Source organism: Bradyrhizobium sp. 2TAF24, from assembly GCF_052115025.1.
In the GTDB taxonomy this organism is placed as follows: domain Bacteria; phylum Pseudomonadota; class Alphaproteobacteria; order Rhizobiales; family Xanthobacteraceae; genus Bradyrhizobium_A.
This window is the reverse complement of sequence record NZ_JBFRFW010000008.1, coordinates 208,822-233,986: the sequence shown is the minus strand read 5'-3', so window position 1 is coordinate 233,986 and position 25,165 is coordinate 208,822. Positions and strand designations below refer to the sequence as shown.

The window sequence follows — 25,165 nt, the reverse complement described above, 5'->3', positions numbered from 1 at the left end:
CGGCGTGGCGGGCTCAATGGCCGGCCATGTGCCGGCCGATCTCGGTCAGGTCGGCGTCGCTGGCGCGCGCCTCGTAGACGAGGCGGCCATGGAACATGACGACGACACGGTCGGACAGCTCCAGCAGTTCGTCGAGATCCTCGCTGACCAGCAGCACCGCGGCGCCGCGGTTGCGCGCGGCCATGATCTCGGCATGGATCTGCGCCACCGCCGCGAAGTCGAGGCCGAAGCAGGGATTGGCCGCCACCAGCACCTCGACGTCGCAGGCAAGCTCCCGCGCCAGCACCGCGCGCTGCACATTGCCGCCGGACAGCGCCGCGATCGGCGTGTCGGGCGTGCGGGTCTTGATCCTGTAGCGCGCGATCTTGCTCTGCGCATTGGCCTGGAACGCGGCGCCGTTGCGCCAGAATCCGCCACGGGCGAACGGCGCGCGATCGAACTCGCGGAAGGCGAGGTTGTCGGCGACGCTCATGCCGCCGACGCAGGCGTTCTTCAGCGGCTCCTCCGGCAGCAGCGACAGCTTGTGGCGGCGCATGTCGGCGCGCGTGGCATGATAGAGATCGCCACCGATCCGCACCTCGCCCCCCTCGGCCTCGCGCTGGCCCGCCAGCACCTCGACCAGTTGGCGCTGGCCGTTGCCGGAGACGCCGGCGACGCCGACGATCTCGCCGGCGCGCACGCTCAGCGAGACATTGTCGACCGCAATGGCGCCGGCGTCGTCGCGCGCACTGAGCGCGGTGAGCGCAAGGCGGGCGTCGCCGAACGTGCCTGTTCGCGGCGGCTGCACGGTCAGTTCTTCGGCGCCGATCATGGTGCGGGCCATGGCATCCGGTGTCAGGTCGGCGACGCGGCCCTGGCCGGCGAGCTTGCCGCGGCGCAGGATGGTGACGTCGTCGGCGAATGCCATCACCTCGCGGAACTTGTGGGTGATCATCAGGATGGTGAGCTCGCTGCGTTCGACCATCTGGCGCAGCAGGCCGAGCACCTCGTCGGCCTCTGCCGGGGTCAGCACCGAGGTCGGCTCGTCGAGGATCAGGAAGCGGCGCTGCAGGTAGAGCTGCTTGAGGATTTCGCATTTCTGCCGCTCGCCGGCCGAGATCGCCGAAACGCGGGCGTGCAGCGGTACCTTGAACGGCATGCGCTGCAGAAACGCCACGAGCTCGTGAGTCTCCCGCGCCCAGTCGATCACGGCGGGCAGGGTGTCGCGCGCCAGCACCAGGTTTTCCGCCACCGTCATCGCCGGCACCAGGGTGAAATGCTGGTAGACCATGCCGAGGCCCAGCGCATGAGCGGCGCGCGGGTTGCCGATGCGCTGCTCGCGGCCGCTGACGACGATGTCGCCCTCGTCGGGCTGGTAGTAGCCCATGATGCACTTGACGAGGGTGCTCTTGCCGGCGCCGTTCTCGCCGAGCAGGGCATGGAACGAGCCGGGCCTGACCTTCAGCGAGATGTCGTCGAGCGCAGCGAAGTCGCCGAAGCGTTTGGTCATCGCGACAGCCTCGACCCCAATCGGGTCGGGCGCGGGCGGGTGCAGGTCGACGGGCATCAGCCGATGGCCTCGATGAACGCGGTGGAGGTGGAGACGGCGCCGAACACGCCGCCCTGCATCTTGATCATCTTGATGGCGTGCTCATGGTTGCCGCGGTCGGTGGCTCCACAGCAGTCCTCGAGCAGCACGCATTCGAAGCCGCGGTCGTTGGCCTCGCGCATGGTGGTGTGAACGCAGACATCGGTGGTGATGCCGGTCAGTACGATGTTGTCGACGCCGCGCACGCGCAGGATCAGTTCGAGGTCGGTGGCGCAGAACGAACCCTTGCCGGGCTTGTCGATGACCGGTTCGCCCGCGATCGGCGCGAGCTCGGGGATGATCTCCCAGCCGGGCTCGCCGCGCACCAGGATGCGGCCGCACGGGCCGGGATCGCCGATGCCGGCGCCGATCTGGCGCGAGCGCCAGCGCTTGTTGGCGGGCAGGTCGCTGAGGTCCGCGCGGTGGCCCTCGCGGGTGTGGATGATGTGAAAGCCGCGACGGCGCATGGCGGCGAGCAGGCGGCCGATCGGTGCTATCGGCGCGCGGGTCAGCGACAGGTCGTAGCCCATCTTGTCGACATAGCCGCCGACGCCGCAGAAGTCGGTCTGCATGTCGATGACGATCAACGCCGTATTCTGCGGGCGCAGGTCGCCGTTGTAGGGCCAGGCGTAGGGCGAGGAGGCGATGCGGGTCTCGGTCATCGGCGGCGGCCTCGTTGCATGCGGGACAGCGTCATTTGGTGATCGACAGCTCGGCCGGCGCGCCGGTCAGCGTGCGCTTGGGCGAGCAGGTGAGGATCATGATCAGCAGCGTCAGGATGTAGGGCGCGGCGTTGAACAGGTGATAGCCCGAGGTGATGCCGACGGACTGCAGCGCCGGGCCTAGCGCGGCGGCGCCGCCGAACAGCAGCGATGCCCACAGGCACAGCATCGGGTCCCAGCGGGCGAAGATCACCAGCGCCACCGCGGTGATGCCCTGTCCGCTGGACAGGCCTTCGTTCCAGCTGCCGGGGTAGAACAGTGACAGGAACGAGCCGCCGACGCCGGCGAGGAAACCGCCGGCCATGGTGGCGCGCATGCGGATGGCGTTGACCGAGTAACCCATGGCGCGCGCCGCGTCGGCGCTTTCGCCGGCGGTGCGGATGAGGAGGCCCCAGCGTGTCGTCTTCAGCGCCCACACCAGAACAGGCGCGAGGACAAGACCAATCACGAACAGGATATTGATCTTCAGCGCCGCACGCAGTTGCGGGATGTCGCTCCACCACGCGAGGTCGAGCGAGGGCAGGTGGGCGGCGGTCGGCTCGATCAGCGGCTTGCCGAGGAAGAACGCGAGCCCTGTGCCGAACAGCATCAGGGCGATGCCGAGCGCGACGTCGTTGACCCGCGGCAGGCCGCAGATCGCCGCATGCAGCGCGCCGAGCAGGGCACCGGCGCCGCCGGCGGCGAGCACGCCGAGCCAGGGCGATCCCGTGAGGTAGGACACGCCGTAACCGCTCATGGCGCCCATCACCAGCGTGCCTTCGAGACCGAGATTGATGCGGCCGCTACGCTCGGTGATGCATTCGCCGAGGCTGACGAACAGGAAGGGCGTGCTGACGCGGATGGCGCCGCCAAGCACGGCGAGGGGAATGGTCCATAGCCCGATCGCGGAGGCGTCCGCCATGGTCAACTCCTCCCCTTGAACAGCCGCCCGAGCCGGCCATACAGCGTGTCGCTCGCCAGAACGCAGACGAAGATGATGCCCTGCAGCACCAGCACGGAGGCGTCAGGCAGGCCGAGGCGGCGCTGCAGCAGGCCGCCGCTGGCGCTGATGCCGCCGAGCAGGATCGCCACCGGAATGATGGCGAGCGGATTGTGGCGGGCGAGGAACGACACCAGGATGCCGGTGAAGCCGTAGCCGATCGCGAGGTTGGCGTTGGCGCGGCCCTGCACGGCGGCGACCTCGACCATGCCGGCGAGCCCGGCCGCACCGCCGGCGAGGAAGCAGGTGATCAGGATCAGCCTGCCGACGCCGAGGCCGACGATTTTCGCGGCGCGGATGTTGCCGCCGGCGACACGCGCGGCGAAGCCGAACGTGGTGTGGAAGATCAGCACATAGGCAAGCACGGCGGCGACGAGACCGAACGCCAGGCCCCAGTGGATGTCGGTGCCCGGGATCGTGCCGATCATGTTGGCGGCGCCGATCTCGCGCGTCGAGGGTTTGTTGAGGCTGGCCGGGTCCCGCATCGGCCCCTCGACCAGATGGTTGAGAACGGCGAGGGCGATATAGACCAGCAGCAGGCTGGAGATGGTTTCGTTGACGCCGCGATAGTGGCGCAGTCCTCCGGAGAGCATGATCCACAGCCCGCCGCCGGTCATGCCGGCCGTGGCCATCGCGCATTGCACGACGAGCGGCGGGGCGGCCGGCATCATCAGCGCCGCGCCGCTCGCGGTCAACGCGCCGATCAGCAATGCGCCTTCGCCGCCGATGATCACCATGCCGAGTTGTGCCGGCAGCGCCGTGCACAGCGCCGTGAGGATCAGCGGCGCCGCGCGGGTCAGGGTGTTCTGCCAGGAGAACCACGTGCCAAACGCGCCCTGGTACATGTAGAAATAGAGGTCGAGCGGGCTCTTGCCGTACAGCGCCACGAAGATGCCGAACAACCCCAGTGCGACGACCAGCGCCAGTACAGGGATCACGACATAGTCGGCATTTTCGGTGATGCGCCGGCGCCAGCCGGCCGCGACGCCGGCGGATGCGCCGGTCGCCGCGAGCGGCTTGTCGACCTCGATGGTCACGACGTCGCCCCGATCACGCCCTCGACCAGATAGTCCATCTTCTCGAGTTCGGGATCGGTCTGGCCGCGCTCGGTGCCGGCGGTGATGACAGCTTTGCCCTTGTTGTCGCTGATCGGGCCCTTGAAGATGGTATAGGTGCCGGCGGTCAGCTGCGCCTTGACGTCGTCGGCATGCTTGCGCGCCGCCTCCGACACCATCGGGCCGTAGGGCGAGACCTTGACGAGGCCTTCCTTGAGGCCGCCGCGATAGAAGTTCGGGATGGCTTCGCCGGCGGCGAGCATCTTGACGAAGCGCGGGTACAGCACCTCCCAGTTCCACTCGGCACCGGTGAGATACGCCTGCGGCGCGAGCGACGACTGGTTGACGTGATAGCCGCCGACCATGGCGCCGCGGCGCGCGGCGTTCTCGACAATGGTCTTGGGGCCGTCGACATGGCAGGTGATGACGTCGACGCCCTGGTCGATCAGGCTGTTGGTAGCCTCCGCTTCCTTGACCGGCATCGACCAGTCGCCGGTGAAGATCACCTGCACGGTGGCCTTGGGATTGGCGAGCCGTGCGCCGAGTGCGAACGCATTGATGTTGCGCAGCACCTGCGGGATCGGCTTGGCGGCGACGAAGCCGAGCTTGCCGGACTTGGTGCTGTAGCCGGCGACGATGCCGCTGACATGCTGCGCCTCGTCGATGTAGCCGAAATAGCTGCCGGCGTTTTTCGGGTCCTTGTCGCTCCACAGGCCGCCGCAATGCTCGAAGCGCAGCTTCGGGAATTTCGTCGCCATCTTGATCATGTGCGGGTTGTAGTAACCGAACGAGGTCGGGAACAGCAGCGTCGCGCCGTCGAGATTGATCATCGACTCGATGGTCTTCTCGACCGCGTCGGTCTCCGGCACTTTCTCTTCCTCGACGACCTTGATGTCGCCGAGCTTTTTCAGCGCGGCCGCGCCGAGCGCGTGCGCCTGGTTGTAGCCGTAGTCGTCACGCGAGCCGACATAGATGAAGCCGATGGTGGTGTCCTTGGCGAGCGCGGGCCGCAGACCTGCGGCTGCTCCCAGCGTCAGGGCCGCGCCGCCTTGCAGAAGATGTCGTCGAGACAGGGTGTGGAATGGCATGGAGTGCTCCCTCCGGAGGGCGATTGCCGACACATGCGTTGCCCCGCGACCGTGGGCGGGGCCGTTAATGGGATCGCAAGCTTCATGCCAATGGCGCGGGAGCAGGCGGCCGGTATCAGATGCTTGTTTTGCCTTTGCTTTTTCAAATATGCGGGGCGCTCAAAAATCCGCCACGCCGTTGGATGGCTAAAAAATCATCAGTATTTCTTCGTTGTATGCAATGGGAAAGGGCACGGGTTCCATCCCCCAGCTCGTCATCTGCCGGGTGTTGGTCGGCCCCGTTGCATGGCAGGTGTGTCGGTGTGTCCCGGGGGTGGGCGCTTGCCGCATTGCATGATCTTTGTCATTCAAAACATGCGTCCGGCGCTTCGCCGGCGTGACCCGTGGAGTGGACATGATCGATCTTGCGACCCTGATGAGCGGACTGACGGCAGACGGCGATGGCCATGCCATCACGGTGACCGAGGATTGGCTGCAGGGGCGGACGATCTATGGCGGCCTGGGTGCGGCGATCTGCGTCGAGAGCGCGCTGCGCCTGTGGCCGGACCTGCCGCCGCTGCGCTCGGCGCAATTCGCCTTCATCGGTCCGGCGACGGGCCGGCTGACCGTGCAGCCGACCATTCTGCGGCGCGGGAAATCCACCACCTTCGTCGCCGCCGACCTGGTGGGCGAGGGTGGTCTCGCCACGCGCGCGATTCTCTGTTTCGGCGCCGCGCGCGCATCCGTGCTGTCCTATGCCCAGGTGGCGATGCCCGACGTGGCGCGCTGGGATGCGTGTCCGCGGTTCTTTCCCGAAAATCCGCCGATCGCATTCGCGCGGCATTTCGACAGTGGGCGCGCGGGTCCCGGCGAACTGATCCAGGGAGGCGACGATCCGACTCTGCTGGTGTGGCTGCGTCATCGCGGCGAAGCGCCGGCATCGATCACGTCGCTGGTGGCGCTGGCGGACGCGCTGCCGCCCGCCGCCATGGTGATGTTCCGCAACCATGCGCCGATCAGCACCATGACCTGGGACATCGATATTCTCACCGAGCGGCTCGACACCACCGACGGCTGGTGGCTGGTGCGCTCGCAGGCAGAGCATGTCGCCGACGGTTATTCCGGCCAGGCCATCACACTGTGGAATGCGGCCGGCGAGCCGGTTGCCGTCTCCCGCCAGAACATCGCGGTCTTCATCTAGCGACGACGAGCGCCGGGCTTGTCGGCCCGGCGCAGGATGGCGCCGAGACGCGCCGTCGCCATCTCGATCGCCCTGGGCTCGTAGCCGCTGAAGCCCAGGATCAGGCCGCTGCGTTTTGGCGCGCCGGCATAGAGCGGGCTGATCGCGCGGACGATGATGCCGTCGGCGCGGGCGAGGCGCTCGACCGCGGTGTCGGAGTGGCCGTCGCGGAAGTCGGCGACGAGATGCATGCCCTGCTCGGGAATGTCCACGGCCAGTTCGTTCGCGCAGTGTCGGGCGAGTGCATGCACCAGCGCGTCGCGCTGTGACCGAAAGCGGACCCGTGTGCGATGGATATGCGCCGCGAAATGCCCATCGCGCATGAATGCCGAGGCGATCGACTGTTGCAGGCTGGGCGGCTGGCGGTCGATCACTGTCCGCATCGTGACGAACCGGTCGACCAGCGCTTGCGGCAGCACCGCATAGCCGAGGCGCAATCCCGGAAACAGTGCCTTGTTCAGCGTGCCGACATAGATCACGCGCCCGTCGCGATCGAGCCCTTGCAGCGACGATAGCGGGCGGCCAGCATAGCGGAATTCGCTGGCATAGTCGTCCTCGATGATCCAGCTCTGCTGGCTGCGCGCCCACGACAACAGTTCGATCCGGCGCGGCATCGCCATCACCCGGCCGGTGGGATACTGGTGTGACGGCGTCACGAATGCTGCGCGGGCGCGCGGCGCCAGCGTGGTGCCGTCGGTAACGCGCAGGCCGTGCTGATCGACCGGGACCGGCTGGGCGCGGATGCCGGCTATCGCAAGCGCTTGTCGCGTCAACGGGTAGCCGGGGTCCTCGACCCACACCTTGTCGTCCGGGCGCAGCAGCACGCGAATGATGATGTCGATCGCATGCTGCGTGCCCGCGGTGATCAGGATCTGGTCGGCGGTGCAGTCCACCGCGCGCGCTGCACGCAGATAGTCCGATACGGCCTCCCTGAATTCCGGCAGTCCCCGCGGATCCGAATAGCCGAGGTCGTCGGCGCCGAGCGTGCGGACCGCGTGATGGGACAGCCTGCGCCACACCTCGCGGGTGCGGGGATCGAGCGTGGTGCGTCCCGTGTTGAAGGGGCGGGTTTCGCAGGGCGTCGGATTGTCGAGAATGGCATCGACGCGGCGGGTTTTATCGATCACGGGTGCGGCTTGCCGCGCATCGGCGCGTCGCGGGCGCTCGATGGCGGCCGGCAGATCGGACGACACGAACGTGCCGGAGCCGATGCGGCTCATGAGATAACCTTCGGCGTGCAGCTGTTCACAAGCCTCGATGACCGAACTGCGCGCGACCTGCAGACGGGTCGCCAGCGCGCGGGACGATGGCAGCCGGGTTCCGGGCTGTAGCCGTCGCGTCAGAATCGCCGAGCGGATCTGCAAATAGATCTGATGGACGACCGGCGTGTCGGTCGTGCGGTCGATCGTTTGCCAGTCGTACAGGCTCGACCAATCCGCTCGCGGGCGGGAGGCGGGTTTGGCGGCGGGACGTGCGGAGAGGCGGCCCATGGCAAAGTGGTTTGCCCGAAATTCGGAACTGGACGTTCAGACCATACCACTATCACGCTAGCCTCGCTCCCGCCATCGCCGGCCGAACGAGGCCGATGTTCTGGCCGACGCGGCGGGGGGAGGGCTTGCATGAAGCTGCGGTACATGGCGATGGCGGCGCTGACATCAGTCGTATGGGGGCTGGCCTTTGTCGCAACCAAGCTGGCTTTGCAGAGCTTCTCGGCGTCCCAGCTCACCGCGCTGCGGTTTCTGATCGCGAGCCTGCCTGTTCTGATCGTGCCGCGCCCGCCGATCGGCTGGCCGATGCTGGTGACCGTCGGCCTGACATTGTTTACCGGACAGTTCCTCCTGTTGTTCTTTGCATTCGAGCAGGGGCTGTCGCCGGGCCTCGCATCGGTGACGCAGCAGATGCAGGTGTTCTTCACCGTGGCGCTGGCGGCCGTCTGGCTGGGCGATCTGCCCGGCGTGCGGCAGTGCATTGGAATGGTCGTGGCGTTTGGCGGCCTGCTCCTCATCGGCCTGACGGTCGGCGATGATCTGCGGCCCGTCGCGCTGGCGCTTGCTCTCGGCGGCGCCTTCAGCTGGGCGGTGGGGAACGTGCTCGTCAAACGTCTTCCCGGCGTGCCGGTGTTTCCGCTGATCGTCTGGGCGAGCCTTGTTCCGCCGTTGCCGGCGCTGGCGTTGTCCGCGGTCAAGGGCGAACCTCCGCTGTGGGATGCGGGGGCGGGCGCATCGTGGATCGCCGTGTGTGGTGCGGTCTACCTCGGTGCGGCGGCGACAATGGCTTATGCGATCTGGGGACGGCTGCTCCAGCGTTTTCCAGCAGGGGCCGTCGCCCCCTTTGCTCTGCTGTCGCCTTGTGTCGGCGTGCTGGCTTCGGCGCTGGCGTTCGGGGAGGTGTTCGCTCCCGCGCGCCTGGGCGGGATGGCGTTGATTGTTGCGGGGGTGGCGATCGTGATTCTGCCGATCCGCAGGATGGCGGAGCGGCCGGCTGAAGCCGGGCGGGACGGGTGGCAAAAAACACCTTGATATTTCGCATGCGAAATATATTCTCCCGCCATGTCCGCTCCCGACCGTCGTCTCATTTTCCTGCTCAATGTCGCCCAGCGCCGCCTGCAGCGCTGGGTGGAGCAGCAGATGGCGGCCGAGAACGGGCTGACGTCGGCGCAGTCCGGCGTGCTGTTCTATCTCGGCGGCCGCGATGGCGCGCTGATCGGCGACGTTGCGCTTGCGCTCGATCTCGTGCCGTCGGCGATGTCGGGACTGGCTGATCGCATGGAGCGTGCCGGCCTCGTCGAGCGCCGGCCGGACAGCGCCGATGGTCGTGCCTGGCGACTCTACCTGACGGAAGCCGGGCTGTCGGTGCGCAAGCGCGCCGTGGCGCGCACGCAGGCGCTCAACGCGCGGCTGATGGAAGGCTTTTCCGACAAGGAAATCGATGTGGTCGTACGCTGGCTCACCAGCCTGCAGGACAAGTTTCCCAAAGATATCTCCAAGGACCAGGAAGGAAAGACCCGATGACTGAGCATGTGAAGACCGAACTCGATGGCGGCGTGTTGACCGTGACGCTCGCCCGCGCCGACAAGAAGAACGCGCTGACGGACGCGATGTACGGTGCGCTCGCCGACGCCCTCGACCGGGCAGAGAGCGATGCCGCCGTTCGCGTCGTCCTGCTGCAAGGCGATGGCGACAGCTTCACCGCAGGCAATGATCTTGCCGACTTCGCCGCGCAGTCGACCGGCTCGTTCAAGGGCGAGAAGCAGGTGTTCCGCTTCCTGAGGTCGCTGGCGAAGGCGACGCGGCCGATCGTCGCCGCGGTGCAGGGCAACGCGGTGGGGGTCGGCACCACCATGCTGCTGCACTGCGACCTCGTCTATCTCGCCGACACCGCGCGGCTGCTGACGCCGTTCGTCAATCTCGCTCTGGTGCCGGAGGCCGCCTCGAGCCTGCTGTTGCCGGCGCGCGTCGGTCATGCCCGCGCCTATGCGATGTTCGCGCTCGGCGAGCCGGTGGACGGGGCGACGGCGGTGAACATCGGGCTCGCCAATGCGGTGGTGCCGGCGGCGGAGCTGCGCGCCAGGGCGCGGGCGGCGGCCGAGGCGCTGGCGAAGCGTCCGCTCGGTGCGCTGGCGCACACCAAGGGGCTGATGCGCGATCGTGAGCGGATCGCCGAGCAGATGAGCCGCGAAGGCGTGATCTTCCAGGAGCGGCTGAAGACGGCGGAGGCGCGCGAGGCCTTCGCGGCGTTCGCCGAGCGTCGTCAGCCGGACTTCTCCAAGGTTGTCGGATGAGGTCGGGATGGCTGGTCGCCGCGTTTCGCCGCGGCGACCAGCCAGTCACGAAAGGCATTGAGCTTCGGCGCGTTGGCGGTGGCCTGCGGCGCCACCAGATAAAATCCGGCGTCGGCGGGCAGAGTGATGTCGAAGGGCACGACGAGGCGGCCCTTGTCGATATCGTCCTGGACATAGGATGTGCGGCCGATGGCGACGCCGAGGCCATCGATCGCGGCCTGCACCGTCATGAAGGTCAAGTCGAAGGTCAGTGTGTGGCTGGCGATGCCAATAGGCAGGCCGGCCGCGGTCAGCCACAACCGCCAGTCGTCCTCGCTGCCGAGGCTGGTGTGCAGCAGCACATGGTCAGCGAGATCTTCAGGCCGCCGCAGCGGGCGTGCGCCCTCGAGCAGCGCCGGACTGCACACCGGAAACAGCTGGTCGGCCATCAGCCAGGTGGCGTGCACGCCAGGCCAGTGGCCGCGGCCATAGCGGATCGCAGCATCGACGTCGTCTTTGCGGAAATCGACCATCTCTGTCGAGGTGGTGATGCGCACGTCGATGCTCGGATGCGCCTCCTGGAACGTGGCGAGCCGCGGCAGCAGCCATTTGGCGGCGAATGACGCCAGCGTGCTCACGGTGAGCACCGGTCCGGTGTCGCGCCGCAGCAGGCGGTCGGTCGCGAGCCGCAGATCCTGAAACGCCGCGCGAATGCCCGGCAGGTAGTCGCGGCCGGCCGGCGTCAGTGCCAGCGTGCGGTTTCTCCGGATGAACAGCTGCAGCCCGAGTTCGTCTTCCAGCCGCCGGATCTGATGGCTGATCGCTGTCTGGGTGACGTTCAGCTCGGCCGCGGCCTGGGTGAACGAGAGGTGGCGGGCGGCGGCCTCGAAGGCTCGCAGGCCGTTCAGCGACGGCAGGCGTGCAGTCATGCCTGATCCCTGTTATACCCGAATACATGAGATATTGTCATATATTCGGAGACAAAGTGTCGTTTGTCAACGCGGCTTCTCGGGCAGATAAACCTGACAACTGAGCAATAAGGAGGTCAAAATGCCTGTCAGCAGCCATCACGAGATGACAAATCATCATGATCAGGGGGCTCTCGAGCGGATCGGCCAGGTGATCCACACCTGGCATCGTCGTTTTGTCGAGCGGGGCGAGCTCGCCGCATGGACCGAACGCGACCTCAACGATGTCGGCCTGTCGCGGGACGACGTCGCCGACGAGATCGACAAGCCGTTCTGGCGGGCCTGAGCCGCCATCCGGCCGCACCAGGGAGGATCGCGTCATGGGCCAGGCCACGATCATGGAATTGCTCGAGGACAGCCACGGCGATTTCGGCCGCTTCTCCGATGTGCTGCGGCTGCGGGACGGGCGACAGCTGACGGTGCGTTTCGTCACACCGTCGGACCGCGGTGCACTGCAAGGCTATTTCGCTGGGATGTCGACCCCGGCGCGCTACAACCGCTTTACCGGTGCGAGCAGCGGATTGTCCAACGGCGAGTTCGATCGCCTGCTGCGTCTCGGCGAGGGGGACCGCTTTGCGGTGGTGGCCGAGATGATGATCGACGGTGCGCCGGTGATCGTCGGCGAGGCGCGCTATATGCTGCACACGGCGGCCGGCAGCGTCGAGTTCGGGCTGTCGGTCGGCGATGCCTTTCGCGGGCTCGGCATCGGTTTTGCCTTGCTGTCGAACCTGGAGTGCCGTGCGGCGGCGCTCGGTGCGCATCGCCTCCTGGGCGACACGCTGCGCACCAATCTCGAGATGCAGGCACTGGCACGCAAGGCCGGCTTCCGCTTTACGCAGACACCGGACGACTGGCGGGAGCTGCGCCTCGTGAAGGACGTGCATCCCGCCGCGGACATTCCCTGCGTGCAGTGGCGCGATTTCGCCGTGGACCGCCAAGCGGATCGCATCGGCGTCTGACCCGCAACGATCGTGATCCGACAAAAAAGAGCCCGGCAATGCCGGGCTCTTGGCGTCGAGAGCACGAACAATGCCGGGGTCAGCCTCCTGCTGCCGAGCGCAGCTTTTCCGGATGATAGGGCTGTTCTTCTTCCGGCGCGTCCGGCGTCGCGGCATGGCTCGGCGGGCTCATCCAGTTCGATAGCTTGTCGAGGTAGAGATAGATCACCGGCGTGGTGAACAGCGTCAGCGCCTGGCTGACGATCAGGCCGCCGACCATCGACCATCCCAGCGGCTGGCGCAGCTCCGAGCCGGTGCCGTGGCCGAGCATCAGCGGCACCGCGCCGAGCAGGGCGGCCATCGTCGTCATCATGATCGGGCGGAAGCGCAGGATCGCCGCCTGACGAATGCTCTCCTCGCTCGACAGGCCATGGTCGCGCTCGCCGACGATGGCGAAGTCGACCATCATGATGCCGTTCTTCTTCACGATGCCGATCAGCAGGATAATGCCGATCAGCGCGATCAGGCTGAAATCGTAGCCACCGAGCATCAGCGTGGCGAGCGCACCCAGCGCCGCCGACGGCAGCGTCGACAGGATGGTCAGCGGGTGGATGTAGCTCTCGTAGAGCATGCCGAGGATCAGGTAGACCACGATCAGCGCCGCCACAATCAGCAGCGGGATGGTGCTCAGCGACTGCTGGAACGCCTGGGCGGTGCCCTGGAAGCGCATGGTCATGGCGCCGGGCACCTGCAGCTCGCGCTGGGCCTGCTCGATCGCCTGGGTCGCCTCGCCGAGCGCGGTGCCCTGGGCGAGATTGAAACTGACCGTCACCGCCGGGAACTGGCCCTGGTGGCTGACCGACAGCGGCTGCACCGGCCGCGTCGTCCAGTGCACGAACGATGACAGCGGCACGTTCTGCCCGGTGGTCGGCGACTTGACGTAGATGTGGTCGAGGGTGGCGAGGTCGCCCTGCAGCTCCGGCAGCACCTCGACGATCACACGGTAGGTGTTGGTCTGGGTGAAGTACTGGGTCACCTGGCGCTGGCCGAACGCATCATACAGCGTGTCGTCGATCACCTGCGGCTGGATGCCGAGCCGCGACGCCTGGTCGCGGTCGATCGTCAGCGTCAGCGTCGTGCCCTGGGTCTGCTGGTCGGTGGCGACGTCACGCAGCTCCTTCAGCGTGCGCAGCTTGTCCACGATCTTCGGCGCCCAGGCATTGAGCTCGTCGAGGTCGGGGTCCTGCACCGTGATCTGGTACTGGGTGCGCGAGATGCGGCCGCCGATGCGCACGTCCTGGGCTGCCTGCAGGTAGAGGCGGGCACCTTCGACCGCCTCCAGCTTCGGCCGCAGCCGCGCGATGATCTGGTCGGCGTTGACGTCGCGCTCGTCACGCGGTTTCAACGTGATGAAGAAGCGTCCGGTGTTCATCGAGTTGCCGCCGCCGCCGCCGATCGCCATGGCGGCGCTGGCCACCGCGGGATCCTGCTGGATGATGGCGCCGAGCTTCTCCTGCTTGCGCTGCATGTCCTGGAACGAAATGTCCTGCGCCGCTTCCGACTGGCCGACGATCAGGCCGGTGTCCTGTTGCGGAAAGAAACCCTTCGGAATGATCACGAACAGCGCGATGGTTGCCGCCAGCGACACCAGGAAGATGCCGAGCGTCACCCGCCGGAACCGAAGCGCAAGGTCGAGGCCGCGCTTGTAGCCGTCGAGCATGGCGTCGAACACCCGCTCGCTGGCGTTGTAGAAACGGCCATGCTTGTCCTCGCTGTGCGGCTTGAGGAAGCGCGACGCCATCATCGGCGTCAGCGTCAGCGACACGAATGCCGAGACCGCGATGGTCATCGCCAGCACCACCGAGAACTCACGGAACAGCCGGCCGATGATGCCGCCCATCAGCAGCAGCGGGATCAGCACCGCGACCAGCGACAGCGAGATCGAGAAGATGGTGAAGCCGATTTCGCCGGCGCCCTTGAACGCCGCCCGCATCGGGCTCTCGCCCTCCTCGATGTAGCGGGTGATGTTTTCCAGCATCACGATGGCGTCGTCGACCACGAAGCCGACCGAGATGGTCAGCGCCATCAGCGACAGGTTGTCCAGTGTGTAGCCGGCGAGCCACATCAGGGCGCAGGCGCCGAGCAGCGCCAGCGGCACGGTGATGCTGGGAATGATGGTCGCCCAGACGTTGCGCAGGAACAGGAAGATCACGAGGACGACGAGCGCGATGGTGATCAGCAGGGTGAACTGCACGTCGGCGACGGAGGCGCGGATGGTTTGCGTGCGGTCGCTCAGGATGTCGATCTTGATCGCCGGCGGCAGCGCCAGCTCGAGCCGCGGCAGTGCCGCCTTGATGCGGTCGACCGTCTCGATGACGTTGGCGCCCGGCTGTTTGAAGATCACCAGGAAGACGCCGCGCTTGCCGTTGGCCCAGGCCGCCTGCTTGAGGTCTTCGGGGCCGGCCACCGCCGTGCCGATGTCGCGGATGCGCAGCGGCGCGCCGTTGCGGTAGGCAACGATGACGTCGTTCCAGTCCTTGGCGACGGTCAACTGGTCATTGGCGTAGATGGTGTAGCTGCGGGTGGTGCCGTCGAGGGCGCCCTTGGGGCTGTTGACGGTGGTGACCGCGAGCTGGGCGCGGACATCCTCCAGCGACAGGCCCTTGGTGGCGAGCTTCGCCGGATCGAGCTGGATGCGGATCGCCGGCTTCTGCTGGCCGCCGATGGTGACGAGGCCGACGCCGGGCAGCTGGCTGATCTGCTGTGAGATCTTGATCTCGATATTGTCGTCGAGCTCGGTCAGCGGCATCGAGTCGGAGGTCGCCGACAGCAGCAGGATCGGCGAATCCGCCGGGTTGACCTTGCGGTAGGTCGGCGGGTTCGGCAGGTTTTTCGGCAACTGGCCGCTGGCGGCATTGATCGCGGCGATCACGTCATTGGCGGCGCCGTCGATGTTGCGGTTGAGATCGAACTGGATGGTGATCGAGGTCGAGCCCAGCGAACTCGTCGACGTCAGTTCGGAGACGCCGGCGATCTGCGCGAACTGGTTCTCCAGCGGCTGCGCCACCGACGAGGCCATGGTGTCGGGGCTGGCGCCGGGCAGGCTCGCCGATACCGAGATGGTCGGGAAGTCGATCTGCGGCAGCGGCGCCACCGGCAGCTGCGGATAGGCGATCAGGCCGACGAACAGCACGCCCGCCATCATCAGCGAGGTGGCGATCGGCCGTTTGATGAAGGGTGCGGAGAGGCCGCCGTCGCTCATTGCTGGGCACTCCGGCCGACGGTCTCGTTCGCAGCTTCGTTCACGGCGACGGTGGCGCCGTTCTGCAGCCGGTACTGCCCGGCCACCACGACGCGCTCGCCGGGCGCGATGCCCTTGGTCACGACCACGTTGTCGGTGTTGCCGTCGCCGATCTCGACCGGGCGCAGCCGCGCCTTCTGGTTGTCGTCGACGACGTAGGTGGTGAGGCCCTGCTGGCTGTGCTGGACTGCCGACTGCGGCACCACCACGACGTTATCCAGGGTCTGGATCGGCACTCGGGTGACCACGGCAAGGCCCGGCCACAGTGCGTTGTCGGTATTGGCGAAGGTGGCCTTGAGCTGGATGGTGGCGGTGGTCGGATCGACCTGGTTGTTGATCACCGTGAGCGTACCGTCCGCGAGCCTGCGCTTGCCATCGGCGCTGTAGGCCGCGATCGCGACCGTGCCCTTCTGCATGGCGCTGTTAATGTCGCCGATCTGGCTCTCGGGCAGGGTGAACACCACGGAAATCGGCTGCACCTGGGTGATGGTGACGATGCCGGTCTGGCTTGCGGCGTTGACGATGTTGCCCTGGTCGACGAGGCGGAATCCGACGCGGCCGGTGATCGGCGCGCGGATGTTGGTGTAGTCGAGCTGGGTCCTGGCGTTGTCGAGCGCGGCGCGGTCGGCCTGCACCAGCGCGGTGTTCTGGGCGACCGCCGCGGTCTGGGTGTCGAGCTGCTGGCGCGAGGCGAAGTCCTGCTTGGCCAAGGTGGAGTAGCGCTGCAGGTCGAGCTCGGAGTTGTGCAGCGTCGCCTGATCCTGCGCCATCTTGGCGGTGGCCTGGTCGACGGCAGCCTGATAGGGGCGCGGATCGATCTGGGCGAGCAGGTCGCCCTGCTGCACGGTCTGGCCTTCCTTGAACAGGACCTTGACCACCTCACCGTCGACCCGGGTGCGTGCGGTGACCGTGTTGAACGCCTGGACGGTGCCGAGCCCGTTGAGAACGACGGGGAAGGAGGTGGCCTTGGCCGTCATGATGGTGACTGGCACGGCGGCGGAGCGCGCCTTGGCGGCGTTGGCAGCCTGCTCCGGTTTGCCGTACAGCCGGCCGTATCCGAAGTAGAGGCCCCCGCAGACCGCGAGCGTGAGGGCGACAAAGATCCAGCGTCGAGCCGTCATAAACCGTCTTTCTCGTTCAAGGCATCTGCATTTAACCGGTTGGCGCATTAAGCCTGATTGCGTTGCAATACGAAATGGCGAACGTCGTTTCTTGCAAAAATGTAATGCGTTTTTGGTATTTCTGAATGTTGCTTACGTTAAGCAACAAACCCCAGCCAATCTGACGCGCCATCCGAGCCACGAGATCACTTCTCCTTGATGCCTAAACCAATGGTTGCAGGCTTTCGACTCTACCGTCGCGGGCGGAGCGGCTCGGCGATCAAGGGCAGGGCGCTGCTCCCTCGCCTTGCTGCAGCATCTGGCCTGCGCTAGGCAGGCTGAACCTACCTGGATGGTCCGCGCCATGACAAGCAAGCCCCGCAAGACGCCCGAGCAGCTGCGCAGCCACCGTTGGTACGGCGTGCAGGACATGCGCTCGTTCGGGCACCGCTCCCGCACCGCACAGATGGGCTATCACCGCTCCGAATACGCCGGAAAGCCGGTGGTGGCGATCATCAACACCTGGAGCGACATCAACCCCTGCCACAGCCATTTCAAGCAGCGGGTGGAGGAGGTGAAGCGCGGCATCTGGCAGGCGGGCGGCTTCCCAGTCGAGATGCCGGCGATCAGCCTGTCCGAGCCGTTCCAGAAGCCGACCACCATGCTCTACCGCAACCTTCTCGCGATGGAGACCGAGGAGCTGCTGCGATCGTACCCGGCTGATGGTGCGGTGCTGATGGGCGGCTGCGACAAGACCACGCCGGCGCTGATCATGGGCGCGATCTCGATGAATCTGCCGGCGATCTTCGTGCCGGCGGGGCCGATGCTGCGCGGCAACTGGAACGGCGTGACGCTCGGCAGCGGCTCCGACACCTGGAAATACTGGGCGGACCTGCGCGCCGGCAAGATCACGCCGGCCGACTGGCAGGGCGTCGAGGACGGCATCGCGCGCTCCGCCGGCCACTGCATGACCATGGGCACGGCCTCGACCATGACGAGCGCCGCCGAGGCGCTGGGGCTGACGCTGCCCGGCGCGGCGTCGATTCCGGCGTCCGATTCCCGCCATGGCCAGATGGCGGCGTTGTCCGGCCGGCGCATCGTCGACATGATCTGGGAGGACCTTACCCCGCGCGACATCCTTACCCCGCGCGCGTTCGACAACGCCATCACCACGGTGCTGGCGCTGTCGGGATCGACCAACGCGATCGTTCACCTGATCGCGCTGGCGCGGCGCGCCGGCATCGCGCTCACCAGCGATCGCTTCGACGAGCTGGCGCGCCGTGTGCCGGTGCTCGCCAATCTGCGGCCGTCGGGCAAGTACCTGATGGAGGATTTCTATTACGCCGGCGGCCTGCGCGCGCTGCTGGTCCAGCTCGGCGACCTGATTGCCGGCGGCGAGCGCACCGTCAATGGCCGGACGCTCGGCGAAAACATCGCGGGTGCCGAAGTCTTCAACGACGATGTGATTCGCGGTCGTGACCGGCCGCTGGTGCCATGCGACGGCCTTGCCGTGCTGCGCGGCAACCTCGCTCCCGACGGCGCGGTGATCAAGCCGCCGGCGGCGGAGGCGCGGCTGCACCGCCATGTCGGACGGGCGGTGGTGTTCACGAATTACAACGACATGGCGAGGCGCATCGACGATCCTGCGCTCGACATCGACGCGGACTGCGTGATCGTGCTGCAGAACGCAGGTCCTCATGGCGCCCCCGGCATGCCGGAATGGGGGCAGCTGCCGATCCCGAAGAAGCTTCTGGAGCAGGGCGTGCGCGACATGGTGCGGATCTCCGACGCGCGCATGAGCGGTACCAGCTACGGCGCCTGCGTGCTGCATGTCACGCCGGAAGCCGCGGTCGGCGGCCCGCTGGCGCTGGTGCGGGACGGCGACCGCATCGAGCTCGATGTCGCCGCGCGCAAACTCAACGTGCTGATCTCCGCCGCCGAGCTCGCCGCCCGCAAGGCGGCATGGGTTCCGCCGCCGCCGAAGTTCGAGCGCGGCTACGGGCTTTTGTACCTCAAGCACGTCAGCCAGGCCGACAAGGGCTGCGATTTTGATTTTCTCGAAATCCCATCGGAGCAGGCGCCGACACCGGAGCCCGAGATTCACTAGCCGCGCCGGTGCCGTTCGCACCGCCTGCACAGCCTCACGGCGGCGCGGGGCGCGGTCTGCTGGACGTTCTCAAGCCGATCGCCTCATGCTAGATGTCATCGGTGACTCAATCGCTCGCAGAGGACGTCTCACTTGGCCAAAGCCAACCGCCCCGCGAAATGGCAGCGCGACCCTGAAGGGATGCGGCTGCGGATTCTGGCGGCGGCCAAGCGTGAATTCTCGGCCTATGGCCTGGCCGGCGCCCGCGTCGACCGCATCGCGGCCGAAGCCGGCGCCAACAAGCGGATGCTGTACTATCACGTCGGCAACAAGGAGGATCTCTACCTCACGGTCCTCGAGGGCGCCTATGAGGACATCCGCGCGGAGGAGCGCGAGCTGAACCTCGAGCACCTCGATCCGCCCGAGGCGATCGAGCGGCTGATCAGCTTCACCTGGAGCTACTTCATCCGCAATCCCGAGTTCCTGGCGCTGCTCAACACCGAGAACCTCGAGCGCGCCGCGCATCTCAAACGCTCGACCAAGGTCAAGTCGATGCACTCGCCGTTCGTCGAGATGATCCGCACGGTGGTCTCGCGCGGCGTCGCGAGCGGCGATTTCCAGGTCGCGATGGATCCGGTGCAGCTCTACATCTCGATCGCCGCGCTGTGTTTCTTCTACCTGTCCAACAGTGCGACCTTGAGCGTCATCTTCGGTCGCAATCTGCTGTCGCCGGAGGCCAAGGACGAGCGGCTTGCGCATGTCGTGGGCCTTGTGCTGGCCGCGCTGACCGGCAAGCCTGCCGCCCAGCCCGGCAAGAAGAAAGCCACCAAGGCGCGGTCGCTGGCGACCACGACCGCCTGATTTTCCTCGACTTTCCGATGCATCTGCGGCGACGCCGGGGCCTGCGGCCTTGCGACGCGAGCCTGTCATTTGACATTCGGCCAAGGCGGCGTAGTATTTATCCAACGAGTTAAATTGTTGCCGACGAAACGGCGCGACGTTGGGAGAACGCAGATGGACGACCGCAAGGGCCGACGCGGCATCGCCGCGCTGCTGCGCAGCGCGTGGGTGCGGCCGTTTCTGTTCCTGGCGTTCCTGGTGCTGGCCTGGGACCTGTCGATCCGCCTGTTCCATATTCCTGCCTACCAGATCCCGGCGCCCCGTGACGTCGTCGTGGTGCTGTGGGAGTCCTGGCCCGAGCTGCTGGCGCAGGCGTGGCCGACGACTTATGCGACCCTCTGGGGTTTCGTGCTGTCGGCGCTGTTCGGCATCCCCGTCGCGATGCTGATCGCCGGCTCCAAGACGGTCGAGAGCTACGTCTATCCACTGCTGGTGTTCTCGCAGTCGATCCCCAAGGTCGCGATCGCGCCGCTGTTCGTGGTGTGGTTCGGGTTCGGCATTTTCCCGAAGATCATCTCGGCCTTCCTGCTCGGCTTCTTCCCGGTGGTGGTGTCGGCGGTGCAGGGCTTCAAGTCGGTCGATCCCGACATGGTGGATCTCGCCCGCGCCATGCAGGGCAGCCGTTTCCATGTCTTCCGCGCCGTCAACCTGCCGCATGCGATGCCCGCGATCTTTTCCGGTTTGAAGGTGTCGGTGACGCTTGCCGTCGTCGGCGCGGTGGTCGGCGAATTTGTCGGCGCCAATTCCGGCATCGGTTATGTGCTGCAGCGCTCGATCGGCACGTTCGACCTGCCGACCATGTTCGCGGCGCTCGTGATCCTCGCGCTGATGGGCGTGATATTGTTCTGGCTGGTCGACCGTATCGAGCGCTTCGTGATCCCCTGGCACGTCAGCCAGCGCAACGACCTCGTCATCGCCGCCTGAGGCGAGGCGGGCAAGACACGCACCAAGCAACAAGCAGCGGGTTCAAGGCTGCGACGAACTGGAGGAGAAGCAATGAAAAAGCTGATCGCGACGATCACCGTATGCGCGTGGGCAGGCCTGTCGGCCATCACGCCGGCGGCCGCGGCCGACAAGGTCGTGCTGATGCTGAACTGGTACGTCTATGGCGAGCATGCGCCGTTCTACTATGGCAAGGAGAAGGGCATCTTCGCTGCCGAAGGCATCGACCTCGACATCCAGGAAGGCCGCGGCTCGGCGGCGACCACCCAGGCGGTGGCGGCAAAGACCGCCAATTTCGGCTACGTCGATGTGCCGACCATGATGCGCGCGGCGATCAAGGGCGCTCCGGTCATCGCCACCGGCGTGCTGCTGCAGACCAGCCCGATGTCGGTGATGGGTTTTGCCGACAAGAACATCCGCAAGCCGGAGGACATCAAGGGCAAGACGGTGGCGATCACGCCGGCCGATTCCATGACCCAGATCTGGCCGCTGTTCCTCAAGCGCACCGGCCTCAAGGAAGCCGATTTCAAGACGGTCGCCGGTGACGGCCAGACCAAGCTCAACGCGGTCATCAACGGCCAGGCCGATCTGCTGCTGGGCTATGTCATGGACCAGTCGATGAAGATCAAGGACGCCACCGGCAAGGACGTCTACCCGATCAAGTTCGCCGACTACGGCATCAACATGATCTCGTCCGGGATCATCGCCAACACCGACTATGTCAAGCAGAACGCCGACATCGTGAAGCGCTTCATGGCCGCCACCACCAAGGCCGTGGAAGCCGCCGAGAAGGACCCCAAGGCCGCGGCACAGTCGATCCTCAACGCCAATCCGAAGGGCGGCAAGATCGAGACGCTGACGCAGGGCTTCGAGCTGACCATCCCTCTCTACCGCACGCCGGAGACCAAGGGCGAGCGGCCGTTCCGTGTCTCCGACCGCAACATGACCGAGTCGGTCAGCCTGATGGTCGAGTATGGCGGGCTGGACTCCAAGGCGCTGGAGAACCCGCAGGCTTTCTACACCAACGACTATCTGCCGCCGAAGACGCCGTGATTTGAGGCTCTGCACGACATCATGAACGCGACCACGTCCAAGGTTCAGTCTCGTCCCTATCTGGTGCAGCCGGAGATGCGGGGAACGTCGGGAATCCGGATTTCCGGTGTTTCCAAAACCTATCGCAGCCGCGACGGCGACGTGCCGTCGCTGCGCCCGCTCGACTTCCACATCAACGACGGCGAGTTCTTCGTCGTGGTGGGGCCGTCGGGCTGTGGCAAGTCCACGCTGCTCAAGCTGATCTCGGGGCTGTTGCCGCCGACCACCGGCGAGGTGCTGGTGGACGGCGAGAAGGTGGTGCAGCCGCATGGCAATGTCGGCATCGTATTCCAGAACGCGCTGCTGCTGCCGTGGCGCACCGTCCTCGGCAACGTCATGCTGCCGATCGATATGAAGCGGTTGCCGCGCGACAAGTACCTGCCGCGCGCCAAGGAACTGCTGAAGATGGTCGGCCTGGAAGGCTTCGAGAAGAAGCTGCCCTGGCAGCTGTCGGGCGGCATGCAGCAGCGCGCCTCGATCTGCCGCGCGCTGGTGCATGATCCCAAGATCATGCTGATGGACGAGCCGTTCGGCGCCCTCGACGCCATGACGCGCGAGCGCATGAACGTCGAGTTGCAGCGCATCCAGAGCGAGACGCGCAAGACGGTGCTGCTGATCACCCATTCGATTCCCGAGGCGGTGTTCCTCGCCGATCGCGTGCTGGTGATGACCGAGCGCCCCGGTGCGATCGCGGCAATCTACGACGTGCCGCTGCCGCGGCCGCGCACGCTCGATATCATGGCGGATTCCCGGTTCATCGCGCTGACCCAGAAGATCCGAGGGCACTTCCTCGCTGAGGGCGCGCTCGACTGAACGGGCGCATGAACGTAACGACCGCCCATCCGGTCCGGCTGGACCGTGACGCGCGGCAGATGAGCACCGCAAAAGATGACCCCACGACTGGCCGTGCGCGACATTGCCCTGTTCGAGCGACAGGTGCGGTTCGCGAAACCGTTCCGCTTCGGCGCGGTGACGGTCGATGCCGCCCCGCAGGCGTTCGTGCGGGTGGAGATCGTGGTCGGGGGCCAAGGCGTGGCTGTCGGCGCCAGCGCCGAAATGATGATGCCGAAATGGTTCGACAAGCGGCCGCAGCTCTCGCCGGCCGCGACGGTCGATGAGTTGCGTCGGTCGCTCGCGATCGCGCGCGAGCTCTATCTTGCGGCCGATGGTGACGACACCGCGTTCGGATGGCATGCGGGCCGGATCGGCGCACAGCTGGCCCGCTGCACGCGAGAGAATATCCCGCCGCTGGCGGCGGCGTTCGGGCCGGCGGAAATCGACAAGGCGATCCTCGATGCGCTGTTGCGGGCGCTGGGGACGGACTTTTTCGCCGCGATGGCCGGCAATGTCGCGGGGCTGGATGCCCGTCTGACGCCCGACCTGACGGTGGACGAGATCACAGGCTTTCTGGCCGCCCGGACGCCGAGCGATGCGGTGGCGATCCGCCACACGGTCGGCCTCGATGACGAACTGCAGGGGCCGCGCGGCATTGGTGCGATCGCGGCTGACGGCGGCACGCGCTTCTTCAAGCTCAAGCTCGGCGGTCAGCCGGACGTCGATGCCGTGCGGCTCGCCGCCATCGGTCGCGAATTCGATGCGGTCGGCAGCGACATTCGCGTGACGCTCGACGCCAACGAGCAGTATGCCGATCTGGCCGCGCTCACCGCGCTGATGGAACGTCTCGACAACGATGCGGCGCTGGCGCCGATCGCACAGCGGCTGCTCTATCTCGAGCAGCCGATGCCGCGCGACATCACGGCGCAGACGCCGCTCGGCGGCCTGGCGCGGCGCAATGTCATCATCGACGAAGCCGACGATTCCTACGGCGCATTCGTCGCGGCAAAGGCGCTGGGCTATCGCGGCGTGTCGTCGAAATCCTGCAAGGGCCTCTACAAGTCGATCCTGAATTCGGCTCGTGCCGCGCGCTGGAACGCCGAGGGGCCCGCGTTCTTCGTCACCGGCGAGGACCTGACCTGCCAGGCCGGGCTCGGCGTACAGCAGGACCTCGCGCTCGGCGCGCTGCTCGGTCTCGCGCATGCCGAGCGCAACGGCCATCATTATGCCGCCGGCTTCGGCGATGCGCCGTCGCGGGAGGCGGGCGCGTTCCTTCGCGCGCATCCCGATCTCTATGCCGATGGTGCTGATGGCATTCGCCTCGCGACCGGGACGGGTGCGCTGTCGGTCGCCTCGTTGCACCAGCGTGGCTTTGCGTCCGGCACGCACCCGGACTTCTCATCCCTTTCATCTCTTCGCGATCCCACACACGACAGAAATCTTCAGGAGCATTGAGTTATGGCGACACAGCGTCTTGGCGTGATCATGAATGGCGTGACCGGCCGCATGGGCCTCAACCAGCATCTGGTCCGCTCGATCCTTGCGATCCGCGAGCAGGGCGGCGTGGTGGTCGGCAACGGCGATCGCGTGGTGCCCGATCCGATCCTGGTTGGCCGCAACGCCGACAAGATCGAGCGGCTGGCGAAGTCGCTCAAGGTCGAGCGCTGGACGACCGATCTCGACCGTGCGCTGGCCGATCCCAACGACACCATCTTCTTTGACGCCGCCACGACCCAGGCGCGCCCAGGCCTGCTCGCCAAGGCGATCGACGCCGGCAAGCACATCTATTGCGAGAAGCCGATCGCGACCAATTTCGAGGAAGCGATTCGGGTGGTGAAGCTCGCCAACGCCAAGGGCGTCAAGCACGGCACCGTGCAGGACAAGCTGTTCCTGCCCGGCCTCAAGAAGCTGCGCATGCTCCGCGATTCCGGCTTCTTCGGCCGCATGCTGTCGGTGCGCGGCGAGTTCGGCTACTGGGTGTTCGAAGGCGACTGGCAGGACGCCCAGCGGCCGTCGTGGAACTATCGCGCCGAGGACGGCGGCGGCATCATCCTCGACATGATCTGCCACTGGCGCTACGTGCTCGACAACCTGTTCGGCGAGATCGAGAGCCTGACCTGCTTCGGCACCACCGACATTCCCGAGCGCTGGGACGAGCAGGGCAAGAAGTACAAGGCGACCGCGGACGATTCCGCCTACGCCACCTTCCGCCTCAAGGGCGGCGTCATCGCCCACATCAACATGTCCTGGGTGACGCGTGTCTATCGTGACGACCTCGTCACCTTCCAGGTCGACGGTACCAACGGCTCGGCGGTGGCGGGCCTCACCGAGTGCATGATCCAGGCGCGCCAGGCGACGCCGCGGCCGGTGTGGAATCCGGACGAGAAGCGCACCCACGACTTCTACGCCGACTGGCAGCGAGTGCCCGACAACGCCGTCTATGACAACGGCTTCAAGGAGCAGTGGGAGATGTTCATCCGCCACGTCTGCGACGGCGCGCCCTACAAGTACACGCTGCTCGAAGGCGCCAAGGGCGTGCAGCTCGTCGAGTGCGCGCTGCAGAGCTGGCGCGAGCGCCGCTGGGTGGACGTGCCCGCAATCAAGGCCTGAGGGA

At 66.5% G+C, this 25,165-nt stretch carries 22 protein-coding genes; 13 read left to right on the top strand and 9 right to left on the bottom strand.

The window, feature by feature from the left end:
* Positions 1-13: 13 nt before the first annotated feature.
* Genes AB4Z37_RS15040 through AB4Z37_RS15020 form a run of 5 tightly spaced genes read right to left on the bottom strand, consistent with a single transcriptional unit; the run spans position 14 to position 5,411 of the window.
* Complete coding sequence (locus AB4Z37_RS15040) at positions 14-1,546, bottom strand: ABC transporter ATP-binding protein (RefSeq protein ID WP_441517534.1); 1,533 nt, start codon at positions 1,544-1,546, stop codon at positions 14-16.
* The gene (gene biuH / locus AB4Z37_RS15035) at positions 1,546-2,229 is read right to left on the bottom strand and encodes a biuret amidohydrolase (RefSeq protein ID WP_441517533.1); all 684 of its coding nucleotides are present in this window, start codon (positions 2,227-2,229) and stop codon (positions 1,546-1,548) included. Before biuH ends, AB4Z37_RS15040 begins: the two co-directional genes overlap by 1 nt.
* Positions 2,230-2,260: 31 nt before the next feature.
* Positions 2,261-3,190, bottom strand: a complete 930-nt coding sequence (locus AB4Z37_RS15030; RefSeq protein ID WP_441517532.1) for an ABC transporter permease — start codon at positions 3,188-3,190, stop codon at positions 2,261-2,263.
* 2 nt (positions 3,191-3,192) lie between these two features.
* Entirely contained in the window at positions 3,193-4,305 is a 1,113-nt protein-coding gene (locus tag AB4Z37_RS15025; protein ID WP_441517531.1) for an ABC transporter permease, read from the bottom strand.
* On the bottom strand, positions 4,302-5,411 hold the full coding sequence (locus tag AB4Z37_RS15020) for a BMP family ABC transporter substrate-binding protein (RefSeq protein ID WP_441517530.1): 1,110 nt from the start codon (positions 5,409-5,411) through the stop codon (positions 4,302-4,304). Before AB4Z37_RS15020 ends, AB4Z37_RS15025 begins: the two co-directional genes overlap by 4 nt.
* A 394-nt stretch (positions 5,412-5,805) precedes the next feature.
* Between AB4Z37_RS15020 and AB4Z37_RS15015 the strand changes: the two genes are divergently transcribed.
* Positions 5,806-6,591 carry a thioesterase family protein gene (locus AB4Z37_RS15015; protein WP_441517529.1) on the top strand — a complete coding sequence of 262 codons (786 nt, stop codon included), beginning with the start codon at positions 5,806-5,808 and terminating at the stop codon, positions 6,589-6,591.
* On the opposite strand, the gene pdxR is transcribed toward AB4Z37_RS15015, so the two are convergent.
* On the bottom strand, positions 6,588-8,120 hold the full coding sequence (gene pdxR, locus AB4Z37_RS15010) for a MocR-like pyridoxine biosynthesis transcription factor PdxR (RefSeq protein ID WP_441517528.1): 1,533 nt from the start codon (positions 8,118-8,120) through the stop codon (positions 6,588-6,590). The genes AB4Z37_RS15015 and pdxR overlap by 4 nt on opposite strands.
* Positions 8,121-8,249: 129 nt before the next feature.
* Between pdxR and AB4Z37_RS15005 the strand changes: the two genes are divergently transcribed.
* From AB4Z37_RS15005 to AB4Z37_RS14995, 3 genes are read left to right on the top strand one after another with little or no spacing between them, the layout of a single operon-like run.
* Positions 8,250-9,149, top strand: a complete 900-nt coding sequence (locus AB4Z37_RS15005; protein ID WP_441517527.1) for an EamA family transporter — start codon at positions 8,250-8,252, stop codon at positions 9,147-9,149.
* 30 nt (positions 9,150-9,179) lie between these two features.
* Positions 9,180-9,641: a MarR family winged helix-turn-helix transcriptional regulator gene (locus AB4Z37_RS15000; RefSeq protein WP_441517526.1), complete on the top strand. Its 462-nt coding sequence runs from the start codon at positions 9,180-9,182 to the stop codon at positions 9,639-9,641.
* A complete protein-coding gene (locus tag AB4Z37_RS14995; protein ID WP_441517525.1) occupies positions 9,638-10,411 on the top strand; it encodes an enoyl-CoA hydratase-related protein in 774 nt (257 codons plus the stop codon). Before AB4Z37_RS15000 ends, AB4Z37_RS14995 begins: the two co-directional genes overlap by 4 nt.
* On the opposite strand, the gene AB4Z37_RS14990 is transcribed toward AB4Z37_RS14995, so the two are convergent.
* Entirely contained in the window at positions 10,381-11,319 is a 939-nt protein-coding gene (locus AB4Z37_RS14990; protein WP_441517524.1) for a transcriptional regulator GcvA, read from the bottom strand. The genes AB4Z37_RS14995 and AB4Z37_RS14990 overlap by 31 nt on opposite strands.
* A gap of 121 nt (positions 11,320-11,440) precedes the next feature.
* On the opposite strand from AB4Z37_RS14990, the gene AB4Z37_RS14985 reads away from it, so the two are divergent.
* Both AB4Z37_RS14985 and AB4Z37_RS14980 read left to right on the top strand, forming a co-directional pair.
* A complete protein-coding gene (locus tag AB4Z37_RS14985) occupies positions 11,441-11,644 on the top strand; it encodes a DUF1127 domain-containing protein (protein ID WP_441517523.1) in 204 nt (67 codons plus the stop codon).
* Positions 11,645-11,678: 34 nt separating this feature from the next.
* Positions 11,679-12,317, top strand: a complete 639-nt coding sequence (locus AB4Z37_RS14980; protein WP_441517522.1) for a GNAT family N-acetyltransferase — start codon at positions 11,679-11,681, stop codon at positions 12,315-12,317.
* 79 nt (positions 12,318-12,396) lie between these two features.
* Here AB4Z37_RS14980 and AB4Z37_RS14975 read toward each other — a convergent pair whose 3' ends face one another.
* Complete coding sequence (locus AB4Z37_RS14975) at positions 12,397-15,558, bottom strand: multidrug efflux RND transporter permease subunit (protein ID WP_441517521.1); 3,162 nt, start codon at positions 15,556-15,558, stop codon at positions 12,397-12,399.
* On the bottom strand, positions 15,555-16,718 hold the full coding sequence (locus tag AB4Z37_RS14970; RefSeq protein WP_441517520.1) for an efflux RND transporter periplasmic adaptor subunit: 1,164 nt from the start codon (positions 16,716-16,718) through the stop codon (positions 15,555-15,557). Before AB4Z37_RS14970 ends, AB4Z37_RS14975 begins: the two co-directional genes overlap by 4 nt.
* A gap of 343 nt (positions 16,719-17,061) precedes the next feature.
* Here AB4Z37_RS14970 and araD point away from each other — a divergent pair, with 343 nt between their 5' ends.
* The 7 genes from araD to AB4Z37_RS14935 all read left to right on the top strand — a co-directional run bounded on the left by araD (position 17,062) and on the right by AB4Z37_RS14935 (position 25,161).
* Entirely contained in the window at positions 17,062-18,804 is a 1,743-nt protein-coding gene (gene araD, locus AB4Z37_RS14965; protein WP_441517519.1) for an L-arabinonate dehydratase, read from the top strand.
* Positions 18,805-18,936: 132 nt separating this feature from the next.
* Positions 18,937-19,644 carry a TetR/AcrR family transcriptional regulator gene (locus AB4Z37_RS14960; protein WP_441517518.1) on the top strand — a complete coding sequence of 236 codons (708 nt, stop codon included), beginning with the start codon at positions 18,937-18,939 and terminating at the stop codon, positions 19,642-19,644.
* A gap of 153 nt (positions 19,645-19,797) precedes the next feature.
* On the top strand, positions 19,798-20,607 hold the full coding sequence (locus AB4Z37_RS14955; RefSeq protein WP_441517517.1) for an ABC transporter permease: 810 nt from the start codon (positions 19,798-19,800) through the stop codon (positions 20,605-20,607).
* Between the two features lie 72 nt (positions 20,608-20,679).
* Positions 20,680-21,678: an ABC transporter substrate-binding protein gene (locus AB4Z37_RS14950; protein ID WP_441517516.1), complete on the top strand. Its 999-nt coding sequence runs from the start codon at positions 20,680-20,682 to the stop codon at positions 21,676-21,678.
* 21 nt (positions 21,679-21,699) lie between these two features.
* Positions 21,700-22,530: an ABC transporter ATP-binding protein gene (locus AB4Z37_RS14945; protein ID WP_441517515.1), complete on the top strand. Its 831-nt coding sequence runs from the start codon at positions 21,700-21,702 to the stop codon at positions 22,528-22,530.
* 75 nt (positions 22,531-22,605) lie between these two features.
* Positions 22,606-24,006 carry a hypothetical protein gene (locus AB4Z37_RS14940; RefSeq protein WP_441517514.1) on the top strand — a complete coding sequence of 467 codons (1,401 nt, stop codon included), beginning with the start codon at positions 22,606-22,608 and terminating at the stop codon, positions 24,004-24,006.
* 3 nt (positions 24,007-24,009) lie between these two features.
* The gene (locus tag AB4Z37_RS14935) at positions 24,010-25,161 is read left to right on the top strand and encodes a Gfo/Idh/MocA family protein (protein WP_441517513.1); all 1,152 of its coding nucleotides are present in this window, start codon (positions 24,010-24,012) and stop codon (positions 25,159-25,161) included.
* Positions 25,162-25,165 lie beyond the last annotated feature (4 nt).

What these genes read in the sequence shown, in the direction of transcription:
- AB4Z37_RS15040 (WP_441517534.1), bottom strand. Translation starts at nt 1,546, where the DNA reads ATGCCCGTCGACCTGCACCCGCCCGCGCCCGACCCGATTGGGGTCGAG.
- biuH (WP_441517533.1), bottom strand. Translation starts at nt 2,229, where the DNA reads ATGACCGAGACCCGCATCGCCTCCTCGCCCTACGCCTGGCCCTACAAC.
- AB4Z37_RS15030 (WP_441517532.1), bottom strand. Translation starts at nt 3,190, where the DNA reads ATGGCGGACGCCTCCGCGATCGGGCTATGGACCATTCCCCTCGCCGTG.
- AB4Z37_RS15020 (WP_441517530.1), bottom strand. Translation starts at nt 5,411, where the DNA reads ATGCCATTCCACACCCTGTCTCGACGACATCTTCTGCAAGGCGGCGCG.
- AB4Z37_RS15015 (WP_441517529.1), top strand. Translation starts at nt 5,806, where the DNA reads ATGATCGATCTTGCGACCCTGATGAGCGGACTGACGGCAGACGGCGAT.
- pdxR (WP_441517528.1), bottom strand. Translation starts at nt 8,120, where the DNA reads ATGGGCCGCCTCTCCGCACGTCCCGCCGCCAAACCCGCCTCCCGCCCG.
- AB4Z37_RS15005 (WP_441517527.1), top strand. Translation starts at nt 8,250, where the DNA reads ATGAAGCTGCGGTACATGGCGATGGCGGCGCTGACATCAGTCGTATGG.
- AB4Z37_RS15000 (WP_441517526.1), top strand. Translation starts at nt 9,180, where the DNA reads ATGTCCGCTCCCGACCGTCGTCTCATTTTCCTGCTCAATGTCGCCCAG.
- AB4Z37_RS14995 (WP_441517525.1), top strand. Translation starts at nt 9,638, where the DNA reads ATGACTGAGCATGTGAAGACCGAACTCGATGGCGGCGTGTTGACCGTG.
- AB4Z37_RS14990 (WP_441517524.1), bottom strand. Translation starts at nt 11,319, where the DNA reads ATGACTGCACGCCTGCCGTCGCTGAACGGCCTGCGAGCCTTCGAGGCC.
- AB4Z37_RS14985 (WP_441517523.1), top strand. Translation starts at nt 11,441, where the DNA reads ATGCCTGTCAGCAGCCATCACGAGATGACAAATCATCATGATCAGGGG.
- AB4Z37_RS14980 (WP_441517522.1), top strand. Translation starts at nt 11,679, where the DNA reads ATGGGCCAGGCCACGATCATGGAATTGCTCGAGGACAGCCACGGCGAT.
- AB4Z37_RS14975 (WP_441517521.1), bottom strand. Translation starts at nt 15,558, where the DNA reads ATGAGCGACGGCGGCCTCTCCGCACCCTTCATCAAACGGCCGATCGCC.
- AB4Z37_RS14970 (WP_441517520.1), bottom strand. Translation starts at nt 16,718, where the DNA reads ATGACGGCTCGACGCTGGATCTTTGTCGCCCTCACGCTCGCGGTCTGC.
- araD (WP_441517519.1), top strand. Translation starts at nt 17,062, where the DNA reads ATGACAAGCAAGCCCCGCAAGACGCCCGAGCAGCTGCGCAGCCACCGT.
- AB4Z37_RS14955 (WP_441517517.1), top strand. Translation starts at nt 19,798, where the DNA reads ATGGACGACCGCAAGGGCCGACGCGGCATCGCCGCGCTGCTGCGCAGC.
- AB4Z37_RS14950 (WP_441517516.1), top strand. Translation starts at nt 20,680, where the DNA reads ATGAAAAAGCTGATCGCGACGATCACCGTATGCGCGTGGGCAGGCCTG.
- AB4Z37_RS14945 (WP_441517515.1), top strand. Translation starts at nt 21,700, where the DNA reads ATGAACGCGACCACGTCCAAGGTTCAGTCTCGTCCCTATCTGGTGCAG.
- AB4Z37_RS14940 (WP_441517514.1), top strand. Translation starts at nt 22,606, where the DNA reads ATGACCCCACGACTGGCCGTGCGCGACATTGCCCTGTTCGAGCGACAG.
- AB4Z37_RS14935 (WP_441517513.1), top strand. Translation starts at nt 24,010, where the DNA reads ATGGCGACACAGCGTCTTGGCGTGATCATGAATGGCGTGACCGGCCGC.